Genomic DNA, 18,192 nt, shown 5'->3' with positions numbered 1-18,192 from the left:
ATGCGTCGCGTCGTCGCAGTTGTTGCCGGGGTGGCGCTTGCGTCGTCGATAAGCGCATGCACCCCGCGCCCCAACGATGCTGAGCCAGCAGCGAGTGCGTTTTTGGAGGCGCTGGAGCGTCGCGACGTCGGGTCGTCTGCGATTGACAATCCGACGTCCGCGGCTGATTCCACGAACGCTACCTGGGATGGTTTGCAGGCAGAAGACGTCACGGCGACGCTGAAAGATGTGCGCCAGGAGGAGAACCTGGCCACCGCGACGTACGAGTTGGCGTGGCAATTGCCGCGCGATCGCGAGTTGAAGTACGACGCGCAGATGACGCTGACACAGTCTGGCGAGAAGTGGACTGTGCGCTGGCAGCCGTCGGTGTTGCACCCGCGTCTGGGGGCACACCAGCATTTGGAGCTGCGCGCGATCGCTCCCGCACAGGCGAGTGTCGTGTCCTCTGATGGGGTGGAGTTGTTAAAGCCCGGCATCGCGTATCGGGTGTTGGTGGATACCAACGAGATGCGCACGGCCGGTGCTGCGGCGTCTGCGATCAGCGGCGCTCTCGCCCGGGCGCACGAGCAGGACCGTGGCGTGCCACTGCGCGATGCAGACACGTTGAAGGGCGAGCTCGAGCGCGCCTCCGGTGTGTATTCGGTGGCGGTGGTGCCGGCAGCAGCGCGAGATGCTGTTGAAGCAGCGCTTAGCGACGAACCCGGTGTCCGGCTCAACGAAGAAGCCGCCATGGTCAACGCAAAGCCGGGTTTCGCGCCCGACATCATGGCGCGCGTGGGCGAGTTGGTGCGCGATGATCTGGTTGGTGATTCCGGCTGGAGCGTCGACATTGTCAACGAAAATGGTGCGTCGTACGAGGAGATCACCCGTCAGGATCCCGCACCGGCGCCGGCGGTGCACATCAGCTTGGATCACCGCGTCCAGGAAGCCGCTGAGCGTGCGCTCGAACCCGTTGCCGGGCAGCAGGCCATGATTGTGGCCATCAGACCGTCTACGGGCGGGATTCTGGCTATTGCGCAGACCCCGGCTGCGGATGCGCAAGGCAATCTGGCGACGATGGGCCAGTACCCGCCTGGCTCGACATTTAAGATCATCACCGCAGCGGCGGGGCTTGCACGGCAGGGGCTCACACCAGGTTCGCCGGTACCGTGTCCGGGCACGATGAACCTGTATGGGCGCATCGTGACCAACTATGCAGGCTTCAGCCTCGGCACCGTGCCGTTGGAAACAGCCTTTGCGCGTTCGTGCAACACCACGTTTGCGGACATGTCGACGCGCCTAGGACCAGGTGAGCTGCAGGACGTGGGCAAGCAGTTTGGTCTCGGGCTCGATATGCAGATTCCAGGGGTAGAGACAATCACTGGTTCGATCCCGGTCGGGGAGGAACCTCTCGACCGAACTGAGGCCGGCTACGGCCAGGGCCTCGACCTTGCCAGCCCGTTCGGCATGGCTCTCGTTTCTGCAACGGCCGCGCGTGGATCCTTGCCGGTGCCGTACTTGGTACAGGGTGAGGAAACGAAACTCAGCGAGGACGTGCAGCCTCTTCCGCCGGAAGCGATTGATCAGCTCCGCCAGATCATGGCTGCCGTGACCGGGCCAGGCGGTACCGCAGGCGGAATGAGTGCCGGTGGCGATATTCGCGGCAAGACCGGCGAGGCCGAAATCAACGGTGGGTCCCACTCCTGGTTCACCGGCTACCGCGTGGAAGACGACATCGCGTTTGCAACCCTGGTGGTCCTCGGCGGTGGTTCTGAAGCGGCAGTCGCGCTGACGAACACGATGCTTGCCAACTTGCCGCTGGGGTAGATCAGAAAGCTGGCTAGCTGCCGCAGGGCCGATTTGGCTGCGGTACTACCATGGCGTTTATGAATCCAAGAGGACTACTTACACCAGGTAAACCGACCCCAGTGCGTAAGGTCCCGGACCACATTGAGCGTCCGGAGTACGCCTGGAAAGACGACGTCCAAGAAAACGTCGGCGAACCGGTCATCCAAACGCCCGAGACGATTGAAGCGATGCGCGAGGCATCCAAGATCGCCGCGAACGCCCTCGCCCTTGCTGGTGCGGCGGTTGCGCCGGGCAAAACCACCGATGAGATCGACGGCATTGTGCACGACTACCTCATCGAACACGGTGCGTACCCCTCCACGCTTGGCTACCGAGGCTTTACAAAGTCTTCCTGCGTGTCGCTCAGTGAGATTGTGTGCCACGGCATCCCGGATACGACTGTGATCCAGGAGGGCGACATCGTCAATATTGACGTCACCGCATACAAGAACGGTGTGCACGGCGACACCAACGCCACGTTCTTCGCGGGCGAGGTTGCACAGGAACACAAGGACCTTGTGAACCGTACCTACCAGGCCATGATGCGCGGCATCAAGGCGGCGAAGCCGGGCCGCGAGATCAACGTCATCGGGCGCGTCATCGAGGCGTACGCGAAGCGTTTCGGCTACAACGTGGTCACCGACTTCACCGGACACGGTGTGGGTACGACGTTCCACAACGGTCTCGTCGTCCTGCACTATGACTCGGATGCATACACGGATGTTCTCGAGCCGGGAATGACGCTGACCGTCGAGCCAATGATCAACTTGGGTGAGTTGCCGTACACCGTGTGGGACGACGGCTGGACGGTACAGAACGTCGATGGTGAGTACACCGCGCAGTTCGAGCACACCATCGTGATCACTGACGATGGCAACGAGATTCTCACGATCCCGGACGCCGATGTAGCAGCAGGCCAGCACATGCTGGGGGAGTAGGCGTCGCACTGGTAGATGCATATGTGCCCCGCAGGGAACGTTCCCTGCGGGGCACATTTTTGTTGGCTGCAAAGCCGAGACTGACCAAAGCAAAAACCCGCTGCCGGAGCAGCGGGTTTCTATCGTCCTACGACGAAGTTGACTTAGAACTTCGGCAGCTGGATGAAGCCGTTGTAGGAAGCGAAGTTGATGCCAGCGATCACGAGGCCGACGAGAGCACCGATACCAGCGACGATGGTGCCGTCGATCCAGTAGCGTGCCCACTGCGGGACAGCCTCAGGGTTGGTCTTCTCGCCGAATGCGTCGGTCGGGTAGAACGGGCGCTCGGTGTCCTTCTCGTCGAAGTACTTGGAGGAACCCTTGCCGTTGAACAGGCCTGCGGTGCCGTCCTTGACAACGTCGCCGAAGGACTTGTCGCCCTCCTGCTTGCCAGCGAAGATGACCTGCTTGTCCTTGTCGGACTTCTTCTCTTCCGGCTTCTTGGTGTCGGTCTGGCCGTTCTGCTCGGCAGTAGCGGTGGTCTCCGGATCCTTGTTTTCCTCAGCGGAAGCGATAGCGGTGCCGCCAACGAAGACGGTCAGAGCGGTTGCGGAAGCAACTGCAGCGGTGCGGAAGTTACGCATCTTATTCCTTCTTTCGAAATGTGAGTTGGAAGTGGTTAGCGGAAATCCGCGTTATTAGAACTTCACCGGGCCGTGAACGATGAAGTTGTACAGCGGGCCAACAATGAGGCCGATGACTGCGGAGACAGCGGTGAAGACGGTCAGGCCGTAAGCAGCCTGAGCGTACTTAGGCTGGTTGTTGAAGCCGTTTTCCTGCTTTTTGGTACCGAAGATTGCGCGGCCATCAACACCGTTGACCTTGACGTCGCCGTTCTCGTCCTTGCTCCAAACGCCGAGCTTGTTGCCCAGCTTGGTGGAGGAACCGTTGGTCTTCTCAGCGTCGTTGTCGACGCCCGGCTTCTGGTCGCGGACCGGTGCCGGGTAAGAGGTGTACGTCGGGGTCGGGGTTGCCTCCGGCTTCTTGGTCTCAGCGGTTGCGACTGCGGTGGAGCCGAATGCCACAGCGACGGCGGTTGCGCCGGCGAGGGCTGCCTTACGGAAATTACGCATGAAACGAAATCCTTCTCTGATAGTTCTTGCACGACGTCCGGGTGGAATTCAAAGAAGTCCAGGGGCATTGAGCTCCTAGGACCGATAGCAAGCCTTAGAGGCTCGGTCCCGGTGTCTGCAACGACAATAGCCGATCGTTTCCAGCATCGTGCAAGTTTGGTGTGCGATTTGATGCAAAGATCATCAAAAGGTTGGAGTCTCTGTGTGTCCGCTGGGAATGATTGCGGGTGGATAACAATCGCAACGTGCGCTTTTCGCTTCTTGGGCAGTTGTCCCAGCGGTTTTGTTGAATGGCCCCCAAATTAGGGGGTGAAGGATAGGTTTAGACTTCTTTGAAGGTCAGGTCGAGGCCCAGGATCGCGTTTTCCGTCACTTCGGCCAGTGCTGGATGGATCCAGTATTGGCTGCGTGGGAACTCGCGAAGGTCGAGGTCGTAAGCCATGACGGTGATCATTTGCTGGATCAAGGTCGATGCCTGTGGGCCCATGTAGTGGGCGCCCAGCAGTTTGCCTGTGGTGCGATCCGCGATGAGCTTCACCAGTCCGGTGCTGTCCTCCAGCGCCCAGCCGTATGCAACGTCGCCATAGTTCTGGACCTTGACGGTGACATCGTGGTCGGCCTCGATTGCTTGCTGCTCGGTCAAGCCGACGGTGGCGATCTGCGGGTGGGTGAAGATCGCCGACGGCACGTGGTCGTGCGGCATCGGAACGAGCGCGCCGTTGTCGCGCCAGGTGGCAAGCACGTTGTGGGTCACCGCACGCATCTCGGCGTTGGCAACGTGCTTGAGTTGGTAGGGGGAAGAGAGATCACCAAGCGACCACACACCCTCAGCGGTCGTGCGGCCGAACTCGTCGACTTTTACGCGGCCGTCGTCATGCGTTTCGATGCCACCCGCTACAACGTTGAGGGTGTCACTGTTCGGGATGCGACCGGTGGCGATGAGGAGGGCGTCGGAGGTCACCTGGGTGTCGTCGTCAAGCGTGAGCGTCACCTGGCCACCATTCTCGGTGGCTGATGCGACCGTGCGGCCGATGTGGGTGGTGTAGCGCTGTGTGGCGATCTCGTTGAACGGATCGCGCAGATCCTCGTCGAGCGGACGCAGCAGGGGAGAGCGGCTGATGATGGTTACGTCGGTGCCCAGGGCATCGAAGACGTGAGCAAACTGCATCGCGATAAAGCCGCCGCCAACGATGGTCATCGACTTTGGCAGTTCGTCGAGGCGCATGACGTCCTCGTTGGTGTGATAGGTGACGCCCTTGGCCCACTCGGGGATAAACGGACGCGCACCGGCGGCGAGAATGATCGTGTCTGCGGTAATCGTTGTCTCTACGCCGCCGCGACCCGTCTTTAGGGTCTTCGCCCCGACAAAGGAGGCCTCCATGTCGTAGACGGTGACGTTGTCGCACTCATTGCGGCGGTAGTTTTCGCCGCCCTTGGCGATGAGGTCGATCCGGTTATCAAAAACACGTTCCTTGATGGCATCCCAGTCGGCGCCATGGAACTCAAGATCAACACCGAGTTTGCCGGCCTCGCGTGCGGCAAAGGCGTGCTCGGCGGCCAGGACGTACATCTTCGTCGGGATGCAACCCACGTTCAGGCACGTTCCACCGAATTTGCCCTTTTCGACGATAGCGACCTTCTTGTCATCGAAGTCCGGGGTCAGGATCGAGTTGCCGGAACCGGTGCCCACGATAATGAGGTCGTAGTGGGTGGAATTTGTCGCCACAGCAGACATGCTCGTCTCCTCTATATATATGTATGGATTGGGTTTAGACGTTACTGCGCCCCGGTGAGATCGTCTAGCCACGTAAACGTCGCCTTGAACGCGGACTCGCGGGCATGGCGTTCGGAGAGGAAAACGTCGTGGCGGGCGCCGTCGATAACTCGCACTTGTGAATCTTTCCCAAGTGTCGGGGCCCAACGCTGGATCTGGTCGACGTCAAGCACGGTATCGGCCGTGTCGGCAGCGGGGGAGTACTCCTTGCCCAGGTATGAGTGCGAAGAGCACAGGGTCAGCGTTGGCACGCCGGTATCAACGTTGCCCTTGTGGATTTGTTCCTGTCCTTTAAGTACTGCCCGGATCCAGCCGAAGTACTTGCGGTGACCGACCAGCGGTTTCCAGGTGGTGTTGAAGCTCCATTCGCCGTGTTTGCTCTCGTGGATAGAGGTGCCATAGGTGCCCAGCCCGCCGCCCGGCAGTGGGATAGACGGGAAAATGGCTCCAAGCGTGTTCAGTACTGGGCGCAGGAGCTTCACCTGCCAGGTCGGGTACTGCAGGTCCAACCACGGGCTGTTGAGCGCGATTCCTTGAAGCAGTGCATGATCCGCGGGCGATTCTCGTCGTAAATGATCCGCCCACAGCGGAACAATCAACCCGCCAGTGGAGTGTGCGAGCACAACGACCGAGCCATGCTCGCGCGCGATGAGCCGCAGCGCCGTCGTGAGTTCCTCGAAGTAACGACGCATATCCAGCGTGAAGTGGAAGCGCTGGCCCTTCGTGTGCGCGCGGCCACAACGGCGCAGATCCAGCGCGTAAAAGGGGTAACCGCGTTCCACGAACTCGTCGGCAACATGGTTGTGGAAGAAGTAGTCGGACATGCCGTGGACCCACAGCACTGCGGGCTTATTGCTTGTCGACGACCTCACGTCCCGGACCAACACCGCCTCCGGTGCATGTCCCGTGTCGGGGTCCTTATCTAATTGCAGACGCGCATGCTCGTAATTTTTACCGAGCACGTCCGGTTTCCAGGTAAGTGTGTCGAGGGATGCTTCTTCTGTTTGATTCATGGGGCTGATGATACTGACCCGAAAGCGGGTGTGGGCCGTGCCATAATTCGGGCCTATGCACGTTCCGGTGCAGATAGACGTAGAATGTCTGTACTCCAAAAATTGTCGAAACACTATAAGGATGACTACGCATGTCTGACAACGGTGGTAATAAGTACGCGGACGAGGTGGACATCCTGCACGTTGGCGCTGGCATTATGAGCGCCACCCTGTGCTCGATGTTGCACGAACTGGAGCCCGAGTGGAGCCAGGTGATCTTCGAGCGCCTCGATGGTCCCGCCGAGGAATCCTCGTACGCGTTCAACAACGCTGGTACGGGTCACTCCGCTCTCTGCGAACTGAACTACACCCCGGAAAAGAACGGTCGAATCGACGTCTCTAAGGCGATGGCGATCAACGAGAAGTTCCAGGTCGCCCGCCAGTTTTGGTCCCACCAGGTAGAAAACGGTGTGATCAAGGACCCGCGCGCCTTTATCAACCCGGTGCCGCACGTTTCCTTCGCCCAGGGCGAAGACCAGATTGCATACCTGCGTAAGCGCTACGACAAGCTTTCTGCGAACCACATGTTCCCGGAGATGCAGTTCACCGATGACCGCGAGAAGTTCGCTGAGAAGCTGCCGCTGATGGCGCAAGGCCGCGACTTCGACGCTGAGCCGGTCGCAATTTCCTGGACTGATGCCGGCACTGACATCAACTACGGTTCCCTGACCAAGCAGTTCCTGGAGTCCGCTCAGGAAAGCGGCACCAAGATCCGCTACGGCCACGAAGTGCTCAACCTCAAGCGTGAGGGCAACTTCTGGAAGGTCACCGTGAAGAACGTTCGCACCGGTGACAAGCAGGTCGTCCGTGCACGCTTCGTGTTCATCGGCGCTGGCGGCTACGCCCTGGACCTGCTGCGCAAGGCAGGCGTTCCAGAGGTTCACGGCTACGCGGGCTTCCCGATCTCCGGTTTGTGGCTCAAGACCACCAACCCGGAACTCGTCCAGCAGCACAAGGCAAAGGTGTACGGCAAGGCCAAGGTTGGTGCCCCGCCGATGTCCGTTCCGCACCTGGACCTGCGCGTCGTCGATGGCGAAGAGTCCCTGCTCTTCGGCCCATACGGCGGCTGGACCCCGAAGTTCTTGAAGGAAGGCTCCTACCTGGACCTGTTCAAGTCCATCCGTCTGGACAACATCCCGTCCTACCTTGGTGTCGCGGCAACCAATATCGGCCTGGTCAAGTACCTGGTTGAAGAGGTTTTCCGTAACTTCGACGGCAAGATGGACGTGCTGCACGAGTACTACCCGATGGCAGACGGCAAGGACTGGGACGTTGTCGTCGCCGGCCAGCGCGTGCAGGTGATCAAGCCGGCAGCATTCCCGCGTTTCGGCACCTTGGAGTTCGGTACCGCTCTGGTCAACGACCAGAACGGCACCATCGCGGGCATCCTCGGCGCATCCCCGGGCGCGTCGATTACCCCGGCTGCGATGCTCGAGCTGTTGGAGCGTTGCTTCGGTGAGCGCATGATTGAGTGGGCTGACAAGCTCCACGAGATGTTCCCCACGTACGGCAAGTCGCTCAAGCACGACAAGAAGGCGTACGAGGAGCAGTGGGCATGGACCCAGAAGACGCTGAAGCTCGAGGATTAATCCGCTCGCTTCACTGAACTGGCTGCCCTACGTCCCGCAGAAGGTGACGTAGGGCATTTGTCCTTCCGGCCGGGTCATCCATTCGGGCCCGGCCTGTTCGTTGTACGGGTCGGATACTGCCGCGAGCAGTTCGTTGTACTTCGCGTAATCACCGTGCAACTCAGCGGCGTCTATCGCATCCTGCAGCATGTGGTTGCGCGGGACGAAGATCGGTCCTGGATCGCCGTTGATGCCGTGTGCGCGGTTGTAGGCGGTGATGTCGGTGGCGTTGTTGAGCCCCTCGTGGTCGTCGCCGATCCAACGCTGCCACGCCTCGTCCCAGGTTGGCTGGACTGTTTTGATGTAGGCGTCAACATAATCCTGACCCAGCAAGGGGTAAAGCGCCTCTGCCAGGCGAGCCATGTTCCAGGCGATGATGCTCGGTTGGTTGCCAAAGGCGTAGCGGCCTTGCCTGTCGATAGATGAAAACGACGCTGCGGCGTCGAAGCGCTCCGTGAACGCGCATGGCCCGTAGTCGATCGTTTCGCCTGAGAGTGTCACGTTGTCGGTGTTCATCACCCCGTGGACGAAACCGATGCGCATCCAGTGCGCAACCAGGTCGAAGTGGCGGCGGGTGACGGTTTCGAGCAGGCTGGCTGCATTGTCGAAACCGGCAGCGGTGACGATCTGGCGTACAAGGTCCTCGGACTGCGTTGCCGCGTACTGGACGCTGCCGACACGAAGGTGGCTTTTCGCAACGCGGACCACAACCCCACCCGGCACCGCGCCGTTTTGGCGTATGACCTTCTCTCCGGTGGTCAGCACGGCCAGCGAGCGTGTCGTCGGTACGCCGACCGCGTGCATGAACGTGGAGACGAGATGTTCGCGCAGCATTGGGCCGATTGCGCCCACACCGTCAGAGCCGCGCCGTGAAAACACTGTCAGGCCGGATCCTTTGAGTTGGATCTCGTGGCCGGCGATGTTGCCGAGCAGCAACGCGCGGCCGTCGCCAAGCAATGGCACGAACTGACCGAACTGATGGCCCGCATATGCCAATGCGTGCCCGCCCTGGGCGCCGGTAAGCCAGGCGAGGCCGTCGCTGCTACGCAACCAAGCGACATCGAGCCCAAGTTCTTGTGCGAGAGGCTCGTTGAGGGCAACCATCTGGGGGTTCTCAAAACTTCTGCCTGGTTCAGGGTGGGCGAGCTCGGGCAGGTTCTCGGCGAATGTGTGGTCGAGCTGGGGTCGTGTCATGGTGTCACCCTAGACTGTGTCGCTATGACGATTGGCCACATCACTCTTGTCGGCGGCGGTCCAGGCGCATGGGACCTGCTCACCATCCGAGGTTTGCGCGCGCTGGAAGCAGCGGACGTAATCCTTGCGGATCACCTTGGGCCGGCCGCGGAGCTTGAGGGTTTTCTGGATCTGACCGGCAAAGAAGTCGTGGACGTGGCCAAGTTGCCCTACGCGCGCCAGGTCGCGCAGGAGCGTATCAACGAGATGCTGGTGTCCTATGCGCGTGAGGGCAAGCAGGTCGTGCGGCTCAAAGGCGGCGACCCGTACGTGTTCGGTCGCGGCTTTGAGGAGCTGCAGGCATGCGCGGCTGCCGGTCTTGAGTGCTCGGTAATCCCGGGCGTGACGTCCGCGGTGTCCGTTCCTGCGGCGGCAAACGTGCCCGTGACGCAACGCGGGGTGACGCATGCGTTCACCGTGGTGTCGGGACACTTGCCGCCGGAGCATCCCAAGTCGCTCGTGGATTGGTCCGCGCTTGCACAGGTCGGTGGCACTATCGTGGTGGTGATGGGGGTGCGCAACGTGCGTGCGATCGTCGAGAAGCTGCTGGAGGCATCGCTGTCCCCGGATACGCCCGCAGCGGTGATCCAGGAAGGCGAAACCGACGCGCAGCGCGTGTTCTTCGCTACCGCCGCCACCTTGCCAGATGTGATGGAGAACAACGATGTGACTTCGCCTGCTGTGTACGTTTTTGGGGAGGTCGCAGGCCTTGCGCACGCTGGATAGTCTGATTTGGGACACGGCCGATGTTGCTGCGGGAGAGGTCGTCCTCGTGTGCAACGACCCGACACTCGATCTCACCCGCACCGCACTCGCTGCTGGGGCGAAGGTCGTGTTTTTGGACTCCGACTACTCACGCTGCCAGGAAGCAGCGTCGCTCGGTGCGGAGATTGCGGGCGATATGCGTATCGACGACTACCTTGCCGGCTCTTCAGGCACAGCCGTTGCCATTGGGGAGATGCCGAAGTCCCTGGCGCGGCTGGACTACCTGGCACGCTCGATTGCGGGAGCTGGGTTTGCTTCGGCGCGGGTGGTGTTCGGCGCGAACAATAAACACTTGTCTCGTGGCATGAATGTGGTGCTGGGCGAATCGTTCGACCAGGTGGCGGCCTCCCGTGGGCGCGGGAAGTTTCGCTGTCTTGTGGCGTCTGGGCCGCGCGAGGTGTCCTATGAGCCCGTACGCGGCGATGGACTTGTCGCCATCGGAGGCGTGTTCTCAGGGGCGAAGCCCGACCGTGGTGGGGAACTGCTGCGCTCCTGCCTGCCGGCAGAGCCTGGACGACTGTTGGACCTGGGGTGTGGCAACGGCTCTGTCACGCGTGGCTTGGAGGCAGTGGCCACAGACGCTGACGCAGACGCGGTGCTCTCCGCCCGCGCCATCGGCCTGAATGCGACCTGGGATGATGCAGGCTCACAGTTCCCGGACGGCTCCTTCGACACCATTGCGCTCAACCCACCGTTCCACGACGGGACCACGGTCGACGCAACCCTCGTCCAGCACCTCCTCGACGCCTCCAAGCGACTACTCGCGCCGGGCGGCACGCTCTACCTGGTCCACAATTCGCACCTGCGTTACCGCGGCGAGGTGGAGCAAAGGTTCGGCGCCGTGGAGCAGGTCACCCGCGATAAGACCTTCACGGTCCTGCGTGCTTCACTCTAGAGTGTGGTACCGTATTACGGTACCACTCGGAGGAGGTTGTGATGTCTATCAGTGCATCTGAAGCGCGGCGCACGCTATATCCGCTCATCGAGCGTGTGAACAATGATCGCGATCCCGTTGAAATCGTGTCGCGTCACGGTAATGCAGTATTGATGGCTGCAGATGACTACGCGGCATGGGTTGAGACTGCCTACCTGTTTAAGTCGCCAGAGAATGCTCGACGCCTGACTCAGGCCTACGAGGAAGCACTCAACGGGGCGGTGGCCGAACACGACATCGACCTGGACGCGTAATGCGGCTTGTGTGGACCACCAACGCGTGGGAGGACTACCTGTACTGGCAGGGCAACGACAAGAAAACGCTGAGGCGAGTCAACCAGCTTCTGCGCGACACCTTAAGGGATCCGTTTGAAGGCATAGGGAAACCCGAACCGCTGAAGTACGGAGCTGAAGGGGCGTGGTCGAGGAGGATCACACAAGAACACCGCTTGGTCTATACGGTCGCTGGGACAGATTTGGTGATTCTCCAAGCCCGGTACCACTACTAACCCAGCAGCTTCGGCAGGGCGTTGGCTGCGGTGTCCTCGATGACCACGTCGGCGATATGCGACAGGTCCGTGCGCATCGGGGTGACCTCAATGATGGGGATTTCGCGCGCGTGCGCCATTAGAGGCAGGCCAGCGGCGGGGTAGACCACGCCAGAAGTGCCGACGATGATCAACGCGTCAGCGGTGCGCATGCGACGCTCCGCCTCCTTCCACTCAGCTTGGGGCAACATCTCGCCGAACCACACCACGCCGGGACGCACCGGCCCGCCACATAACGGGCACTGGGGCGGAGTGATCGTCGGGACAGGCTCCTCGGGCAGTGGGATTGGGTCGGTGTAGGGCTCGTCGCAAAGCGAACAGCGAAACGCGAAGAGCGAGCCGTGCAGGTGGACGACATTGTCGCTGCCAGCACGCTCGTGAAGGTTGTCGATGTTTTGCGTGGTTACCGTCGTCTTCGGCGACTGTGCAATGGCGATGTGCCCCGCGTTCGGCTCGGCGCGCTGCGCCAACTGTGCACGCCAGAGGTACCAGGCCAACATGGTGTCCGGGTCGGTGTGCCAGGCGTCGATAGACGCCATGGCCTGCGGGTCCACGTTCTCCCACAGGCCGGTTTGCGCGTCGCGATAGGTCACAAGGCCACTGTCGGCGCTCATGCCGGCGCCGGTGAAGACCTCGATACGGCTGGCGTCGGCGAGTAGTGCGCGGGCGTTGTCGATTGTGGTCATGGTTTAAACGCTACCGGGAGAAGCACAGGAGCGTGTTCTTTGTCACAAACCGTGTGCGCGCTTTAGACTCTTCGAGATCGACAGACATCTAACAGAGAGGTGGCCGCCGATGGCGATTGAATTCAACATGATCCAAACCATCGGCTTCGCCGTGCTCCTGCTCGTCGTTGGACGCTGGCTGCGCAACAACGTGGCGTTCTTTGAGCGCTTCGCCATCCCAGCGCCGGTGATCGGCGGGTTCCTTTTCGCCCTGTTCAACCTGGTGTTCAAACTCACCGGTTGGGTGGACATCACCTTCGACACCACCTTGCAGGGCTTCTTCATGACGATGTTCTTCACCACCGTCGGCTTCGGCGCCAGTGTCGCGCTTCTTGGCAAAGCCGGCAAGATGGTCACCCGCTTCCTTCTCGTCGCCTCTGTGCTGGTGGTGCTACAGAACCTTCTTGCGGTGCTGCTCGCGCCGATTGTGGACATCCCGTCCGCGCTCGCGCTCATGACCGGGTCTGTGTCCATGACCGGCGGCCACGGGGTGTCCGGCGGTATGGCCCCGCTCGTGGAGGCGCAGGGTGTGGAGCGCGCAGAAACCGTCGCCTACACCGCAGCAACGTTCGGCCTGCTGATGGGCTCGCTCATAGGCGGGCCTGTCGGCGACCGTCTGATCAAACGCAACCGCCTCCAATCCAGCGGCACCCGCAATGTCGACGTGGACGATAGTTTGCTCACTGCGTATCGACGAGACCTGCGCAGCGACCAGGTCATGCAAGCCTTCATCGTCATCCTCATCGCGATGTTTATCGGCACCTACATCACCGACGGCATCAACTGGATCATCAGCCAGTTCACCGACAAAGCCGCCTTCCCGAACTACCTGGGTGCCATGCTCGTCGGCATTCTGTTCCGCTACATCTCAGACACGCGCAACCAGCGCCAGTACCACGAGTTTGTGCCCACACAAGAGGTGGAGATCATCGGCAGTGTTGCGCTCGCACTTTTCCTCGCGCAAGCACTGATGACGATCAAACTGTGGGAACTGGCAGACCTTGCCATCCCGCTTGTCATTCTGCTCATCGCCCAGACCGTGCTGATGCTCCTCTTCGCCCGCTTTGTCACATTCCGAGCGATGGGCAGCGACTACGACGCCGCCGTCCTGTCCGCCGGCCACTGCGGTTTTGGCATGGGCGCAACCCCCAACGGTGTAGCCAACATGGAGTCGGTGGTGCAGAAGTACTCGCCGTCGCGCCTAGCGTTTTTCGTTTTACCAATCGTCGGCGGGATGTTCATCGACTTCGTCAACATCCTCGTGGTGACGGTGTTCCTCAACGTGCTGTAGCCGTTAGATAAACACAAACAGGAGACAGACCACCAGGACTGCGACGACGCTTGTCATCACACGCCACAGGTAACGCTTGCCCGGCGCGTGTGCCGTGTTGACCGAGATCTTGCCCGGGGCCTGCGGCAGCACCGCGGCGAGCATTGGGTCGTTCGGCTCCTTGTAGGTGCCCATGCCACCCTGCATCCGCAGCAGGTGGTTGCGTTGTTGCTCCGCTTCGTCGGGTTCGATGCCGTCCTTGGCCGTGGTCATGCGGATTGCTACGACGACGATGTAGACGGTGAATGCGATCCACAGTGCGATCTCCAGCCAGAATGGCAGCGAGATGTCCGGCAGCATCATCGAGACGTTGGTCAGCGCGAACAAGACCGCCATAGCGAGGAGGGTCTTCGACATGAAGTCGGCTGTTGCATCGCACAGCTTCTCGACGCGCGCCGCCGCCGTCTCCGAATACGGCAACGCCTTGTCCTCCGGTACGTTCACGGTCTGGCGTGCGAGGGTTTTCGGCGGTACGCACGCGAGCATCGATATGGAGATGGCGATGCCGATTGTGATCAAGAACGTCGCGTGAAGCAGGGTTTTCGGTTCGAATCCGTCCGCGTCGCCGTTGACGTTGAAATGGACCGGCACCGGGTCGGGGATCGCGTCCCAACGCAGCAGGATGTACGCGAACGCGGCTGCGTAGGCCAGGACAGCGAGGGCATAGCGACGGTAATGGGCAGGCATGTAGGCGATCTTAGACACAACCCAAAAGACGATATCGTCTTTTGTGCCGGCGATGGAGCCGCGACCTGGGGTTTTAGATCCGCGCAAATGCTAAAAGACGATATCGTCTTTTAGGCTGTGGATAACCGGCGCGAAAGTATCCGGAGTTACCCGAAGTTATCCACAAAAACGGGCGGGGTCTTCCGCCGACACGGGATCTCTGCAATCGTTGTGGCATGGATATGGGGAGGCAACGGGAGATCCTGAGCAAGGTGATCGACCGTAGAGATACACAAGCAGGTAGGACAGTCGCGTTGTCGGCAAGGCATGCGATGCTACAGGCCGACTTTCACGCGTTGGCGTTTTACGAAAAGCGCTGGGTGCAGGCGGTTGCAGCAGGTCAGGCAGCGAGGAAGGCGGCGCTGGCTGGCAGGTCTGCGGCGCGTGTACTGGGGATGTGGCTGGTGACCACGGACTCAAACGAACCGGTAGAACTGTTGCTCCCGAACGGCAGGACACCATCGAGAAGACAGTGGCCGGACAATACCGTCTATCACCGTGCGCGCAACTGCGAGACTGTGATCAAGCACTTTGACACATTGCGCGTTACCGACGAGCTGACCACCGCGTTCGAGATCGCTCTGCGCCACGGGTTCAGGGAGGGGCTGGTGGCGATGGACTGGGTGCTCAAACACCACACCGATCGTGCGACCGTGGAGGCGGAGGTTGACAAGCTCGGCCGGGTCAAGGGGATCGGGGTGTTGCGGAAAGTGCTGCGGTACGCGGTGGGTAACTCGCGGTCGCCGTTCGAGTCGTACGCACGCGCGGTGCTGATCGAGCGGGTGGCTGACGGTTGGATCGTCAACGGCATGTTCGCCGGCTACGAGGTAGATCTTCGCCTCGGGGCGCTGATCCTGGAGATCGACGGGGACTACAAATACGACGGAGTGACCTTCAGGAAAACCGACGAGACGCTGCGACAAGAGCGCAAGCGGGAGAAACATCTGCTCAAACGTGGTGTGTATCTGCTCAGGGCGTCGCCGCATGATCTGTTGTTTAAGGAAGACGAGTTTGTCGACGACGCCCGCGCCCTGCTCGCCCTCGCCCAGGCGCGAGAAGCAGACAACGGGGCAGCACACACCCAGGCGGCGTGACACCTACACACGCATGGTCAGAAGGGTGCCGCCAACGGCGACGTCGAAACCGGCCGCCACAGCCAGATCCACGACCTCCGAAGCAGACGCAGCGTCGTGTGGCGCCAGAACCCGGGCCAGCTCGCCCTTGTACTTCTTGTTGAAGTGGCTGACCACCTTGCCGGTGTCGGCCTGTTCCACGCGGATGGTCAGCGCGCCGGGGACAGGGCCGAGGTTCTGGTAGGCGCCGGAGCGCATGTCGATGACAAAGCCGCAGTCTGCAAGTGCATCCGTCACGGCGGATCCCCACCAGGCGCGCAACGTTTTGCCGTCCAGTTTCATTCCGGCGGACAGGCGGTAGCGGGGGATGAGGTCGCCCGCACGGACTACGCCGAACAGCGCGGAGCCAACGGCAAGGCGCGACAGCGCGTCGGCGGACAACGTGGAGGCATCGAGCGAGTCGTACAGCACACCCGTGTAGCGCTCGATGGCATGCATCACCGGTGCCGAGCGCAACGTGAGGTTTTCCTCCGCCTCTGCCTGCTTGGAGGCGGGGGTGTCGACGAGGGTGTGGGTGAGTTCGTCGAGAAGCGAATTGCGAATGGGATCCAACGACGGAAACGACAACGCCATCGCCGCGTCGGTGCCGCCGGGCGCTTTGGTTTCGGAAGGAGGGAGGACGATCAGCATGACGAACAAGCTACCGGGTAAACTGCCCCGCATGATTACTCGCCTGTCCACGCTGTTCCTGCGCACTCTGCGCGAAGACCCGGCCGACGCTGAAGTGCCGAGCCACAAACTCCTTGTCCGTGCTGGTTACGTCCGCCGTGCCGCGCCGGGCGTGTACTCCTGGCTGCCGCTTGGTCTGCGTGCGCTGCGCAAGATCGAGGGTGTGGTGCGCGAGGAGATGGACGCAATGGGTGGCCAGGAACTGCTGTTCCCGGCACTGCTGCCGCGCGAGCCCTACGAGGCGACGAACCGTTGGACCGAATACGGCGATGACTTGTTCCGCCTGAAGGACCGTAAGGGTGCGGACATGCTGCTCGGCCCGACGCACGAGGAGATGTTCACTACGGCGGTGAAGGATCTGTACTCGTCGTATAAGGATTTCCCGGTCACGCTGTACCAGATTCAGACGAAGTACCGCGATGAGGCGCGTCCGCGCGCGGGCATCCTTCGCGGGCGTGAGTTTGTGATGAAGGATTCCTACTCCTTCGACATGTCGGACGAGGGTCTGGATGAGTCGTATGCAAACCATCGTGCGACCTACCAGCGCATCTTCGACCGTGTGGGACTGAAGTACGAGATCTGCCAGGCCACCTCCGGTGCCATGGGTGGCTCCGCATCCGAGGAGTTCCTCGCGTACTCCGACAACGGCGAGGACACTTTTGTCGTTTCCACCGCGGGCGATTATGCAGCCAACGTTGAGGCTGTGACCACGGTTGCTCCGGAAGCCCGTGCGGTCGAAGGGCTGCCTGAGGCTGTCGAGCACGACACCCCGAAGTCCGAGACCATCGCGGCACTCGTGGAGTGGGCGCAGAGCGCAGGAGTGCTTATCGACGACCGCCCTGCCGAAGCCTCCGACACCCTCAAGTGCATGATGATCAAGGTCAACGATCCGCGCGCCGTGGATGAGGACGGCAAGCCGGTCGGCCCACAGTTGGTCGGCGTGCTCATCCCGGGTGACCGCGAACTGGACGAGAAGCGCCTGGAATCATCGCTCGAGCCGGCGACCTTCGAGTTGGCAAGCGACGAAGACTTTGCCAAGAATGATTTCCTGGTCAAGGGCTACGTTGGCCCGCGTGCGCTCCAGGCCAACGGTGTGCGTGTCCTCGCGGACCCGCGTGTGGTTGACGGCTCCGCGTGGATCACCGGTGCGGACGCTCCGCAGAAGCACGTCGTCGGACTGGTCGCTGGTCGCGACTTCACTGTCGATGGCTACATCGAGGCCGCCGAGATCAAGGAAGGCGACCCGTCGCCGTCCGGCAACGGCACCGTGAAACTCGCCCGCGGCATCGAGCTTGGCCACATCTTCCAGCTGGGCCGCAAGTACACCGAAGCCATGGACGTGCAGATCCTGGACGAAAACGGCAAGCGTGCCGTGCCGACCATGGGTTCCTACGGCATCGGTATCTCTCGCATGCTCGCTGTGGTGGCGGAGCAGCGCCACGACGACAAGGGCCTGGTCTGGCCGGTGGAGATCGCCCCGTACCAGGTGCATGTGGCTGTGGCGAACAAGGACGCTGCTGCGCTCGAGGCAGGCGACCGCATCGCGGCTGAACTCTCCGACGCCGGGCTCGAGGTGCTTTTCGACGACCGCCCGAAGGTCTCCCCAGGCGTCAAGTTCAAGGATGCGGAACTGCTCGGTATGCCGTTCATCGTGATCCTCGGTCGCGCGTTCGCTGACGGCAACGTCGAACTGCGCATCCGCGGGGGCGAGACCCTTGAGGTCCCGGCCGACGACATCGTGGCGAAGGTCCAGGAACTGGTCGCAGAGCGCCGCGGCTAGGCGATAAATCTGGGTGTGA

General features: G+C 61.4%; 18 protein-coding genes. 10 read left to right on the top strand and 8 right to left on the bottom strand.

The genetic code is table 11. The features are described 5' to 3' along the window. Positions 1-1,806 carry a penicillin-binding transpeptidase domain-containing protein gene (locus HMPREF2656_RS08055; RefSeq protein ID WP_070816296.1) on the top strand — a complete coding sequence of 602 codons (1,806 nt, stop codon included), beginning with the start codon at positions 1-3 and terminating at the stop codon, positions 1,804-1,806. Between the two features lie 59 nt (positions 1,807-1,865). After that, positions 1,866-2,765, top strand: a complete 900-nt coding sequence (map, locus tag HMPREF2656_RS08050) for a type I methionyl aminopeptidase (RefSeq protein ID WP_168167552.1) — start codon at positions 1,866-1,868, stop codon at positions 2,763-2,765. A 143-nt stretch (positions 2,766-2,908) separates the two neighbouring features. Here map and HMPREF2656_RS08045 read toward each other — a convergent pair whose 3' ends face one another. The 4 genes from HMPREF2656_RS08045 to HMPREF2656_RS08030 all read right to left on the bottom strand — a co-directional run bounded on the left by HMPREF2656_RS08045 (position 2,909) and on the right by HMPREF2656_RS08030 (position 6,664). Then, complete coding sequence (locus tag HMPREF2656_RS08045; protein ID WP_070816294.1) at positions 2,909-3,388, bottom strand: hypothetical protein; 480 nt, start codon at positions 3,386-3,388, stop codon at positions 2,909-2,911. Between the two features lie 54 nt (positions 3,389-3,442). Continuing rightward, positions 3,443-3,877, bottom strand: a complete 435-nt coding sequence (locus HMPREF2656_RS08040; RefSeq protein ID WP_070450997.1) for a hypothetical protein — start codon at positions 3,875-3,877, stop codon at positions 3,443-3,445. 322 nt (positions 3,878-4,199) lie between these two features. After that, a complete protein-coding gene (gene mtr, locus HMPREF2656_RS08035) occupies positions 4,200-5,612 on the bottom strand; it encodes a mycothione reductase (protein WP_070816293.1) in 1,413 nt (470 codons plus the stop codon). 41 nt (positions 5,613-5,653) lie between these two features. Continuing rightward, positions 5,654-6,664, bottom strand: coding sequence for an alpha/beta hydrolase (locus HMPREF2656_RS08030; RefSeq protein WP_070816292.1), 1,011 nt, complete (start codon positions 6,662-6,664; stop codon positions 5,654-5,656). Between the two features lie 131 nt (positions 6,665-6,795). Between HMPREF2656_RS08030 and mqo the strand changes: the two genes are divergently transcribed. Then, complete coding sequence (mqo, locus tag HMPREF2656_RS08025) at positions 6,796-8,292, top strand: malate dehydrogenase (quinone) (RefSeq protein ID WP_070483883.1); 1,497 nt, start codon at positions 6,796-6,798, stop codon at positions 8,290-8,292. A 27-nt stretch (positions 8,293-8,319) separates the two neighbouring features. Here the strand turns inward: mqo and HMPREF2656_RS08020 are convergent, their stop codons facing one another. Then, positions 8,320-9,525: a protein adenylyltransferase SelO family protein gene (locus HMPREF2656_RS08020; protein ID WP_070816291.1), complete on the bottom strand. Its 1,206-nt coding sequence runs from the start codon at positions 9,523-9,525 to the stop codon at positions 8,320-8,322. Between the two features lie 24 nt (positions 9,526-9,549). Between HMPREF2656_RS08020 and cobA the strand changes: the two genes are divergently transcribed. The 4 genes from cobA to HMPREF2656_RS08000 are packed head-to-tail and all read left to right on the top strand — an operon-like array spanning position 9,550 to position 11,771. Continuing rightward, the gene (cobA, locus tag HMPREF2656_RS08015) at positions 9,550-10,290 is read left to right on the top strand and encodes a uroporphyrinogen-III C-methyltransferase (RefSeq protein ID WP_070816290.1); all 741 of its coding nucleotides are present in this window, start codon (positions 9,550-9,552) and stop codon (positions 10,288-10,290) included. Beyond that, positions 10,274-11,224: a class I SAM-dependent methyltransferase gene (locus HMPREF2656_RS08010; RefSeq protein WP_070422280.1), complete on the top strand. Its 951-nt coding sequence runs from the start codon at positions 10,274-10,276 to the stop codon at positions 11,222-11,224. The genes cobA and HMPREF2656_RS08010 overlap by 17 nt, the downstream gene beginning before the upstream one ends. A 41-nt stretch (positions 11,225-11,265) precedes the next feature. Further along, positions 11,266-11,517 carry a type II toxin-antitoxin system Phd/YefM family antitoxin gene (locus tag HMPREF2656_RS08005; protein WP_070422281.1) on the top strand — a complete coding sequence of 84 codons (252 nt, stop codon included), beginning with the start codon at positions 11,266-11,268 and terminating at the stop codon, positions 11,515-11,517. Beyond that, positions 11,517-11,771, top strand: coding sequence for a Txe/YoeB family addiction module toxin (locus HMPREF2656_RS08000; protein WP_070422282.1), 255 nt, complete (start codon positions 11,517-11,519; stop codon positions 11,769-11,771). The genes HMPREF2656_RS08005 and HMPREF2656_RS08000 overlap by 1 nt, the downstream gene beginning before the upstream one ends. On the opposite strand, the gene HMPREF2656_RS07995 is transcribed toward HMPREF2656_RS08000, so the two are convergent. Next, entirely contained in the window at positions 11,768-12,496 is a 729-nt protein-coding gene (locus HMPREF2656_RS07995; RefSeq protein ID WP_070816289.1) for an NAD-dependent deacylase, read from the bottom strand. The two genes, HMPREF2656_RS08000 and HMPREF2656_RS07995, sit on opposite strands and share 4 nt — an antisense overlap. A gap of 109 nt (positions 12,497-12,605) precedes the next feature. Here HMPREF2656_RS07995 and gltS point away from each other — a divergent pair, with 109 nt between their 5' ends. Continuing rightward, positions 12,606-13,826 (top strand): sodium/glutamate symporter, encoded by a 1,221-nt coding sequence (gltS, locus tag HMPREF2656_RS07990; RefSeq protein ID WP_070422284.1) that lies wholly within the window; start codon positions 12,606-12,608, stop codon positions 13,824-13,826. Positions 13,827-13,829: 3 nt separating this feature from the next. On the opposite strand, the gene HMPREF2656_RS07985 is transcribed toward gltS, so the two are convergent. After that, on the bottom strand, positions 13,830-14,552 hold the full coding sequence (locus tag HMPREF2656_RS07985) for a DUF1648 domain-containing protein (RefSeq protein ID WP_070816402.1): 723 nt from the start codon (positions 14,550-14,552) through the stop codon (positions 13,830-13,832). Positions 14,553-14,863: 311 nt separating this feature from the next. Here HMPREF2656_RS07985 and HMPREF2656_RS07980 point away from each other — a divergent pair, with 311 nt between their 5' ends. Continuing rightward, the gene (locus HMPREF2656_RS07980; protein ID WP_070816288.1) at positions 14,864-15,685 is read left to right on the top strand and encodes a hypothetical protein; all 822 of its coding nucleotides are present in this window, start codon (positions 14,864-14,866) and stop codon (positions 15,683-15,685) included. Between the two features lie 3 nt (positions 15,686-15,688). Here the strand turns inward: HMPREF2656_RS07980 and HMPREF2656_RS07975 are convergent, their stop codons facing one another. Beyond that, entirely contained in the window at positions 15,689-16,354 is a 666-nt protein-coding gene (locus tag HMPREF2656_RS07975) for a YaaA family protein (protein WP_070816287.1), read from the bottom strand. Positions 16,355-16,385: 31 nt separating this feature from the next. On the opposite strand from HMPREF2656_RS07975, the gene HMPREF2656_RS07970 reads away from it, so the two are divergent. Next, on the top strand, positions 16,386-18,173 hold the full coding sequence (locus HMPREF2656_RS07970) for a proline--tRNA ligase (protein ID WP_070816400.1): 1,788 nt from the start codon (positions 16,386-16,388) through the stop codon (positions 18,171-18,173). Positions 18,174-18,192: the final 19 nt, after the last annotated feature.

Origin of the sequence: Corynebacterium sp. HMSC034B08 (genome assembly GCF_001835805.1) — a bacterium.
Classification (GTDB): domain Bacteria; phylum Actinomycetota; class Actinomycetes; order Mycobacteriales; family Mycobacteriaceae; genus Corynebacterium; species Corynebacterium coyleae.
Note: the sequence above shows the minus strand (reverse complement) of the source record. Positions and strands in the feature narration are given on the sequence as shown.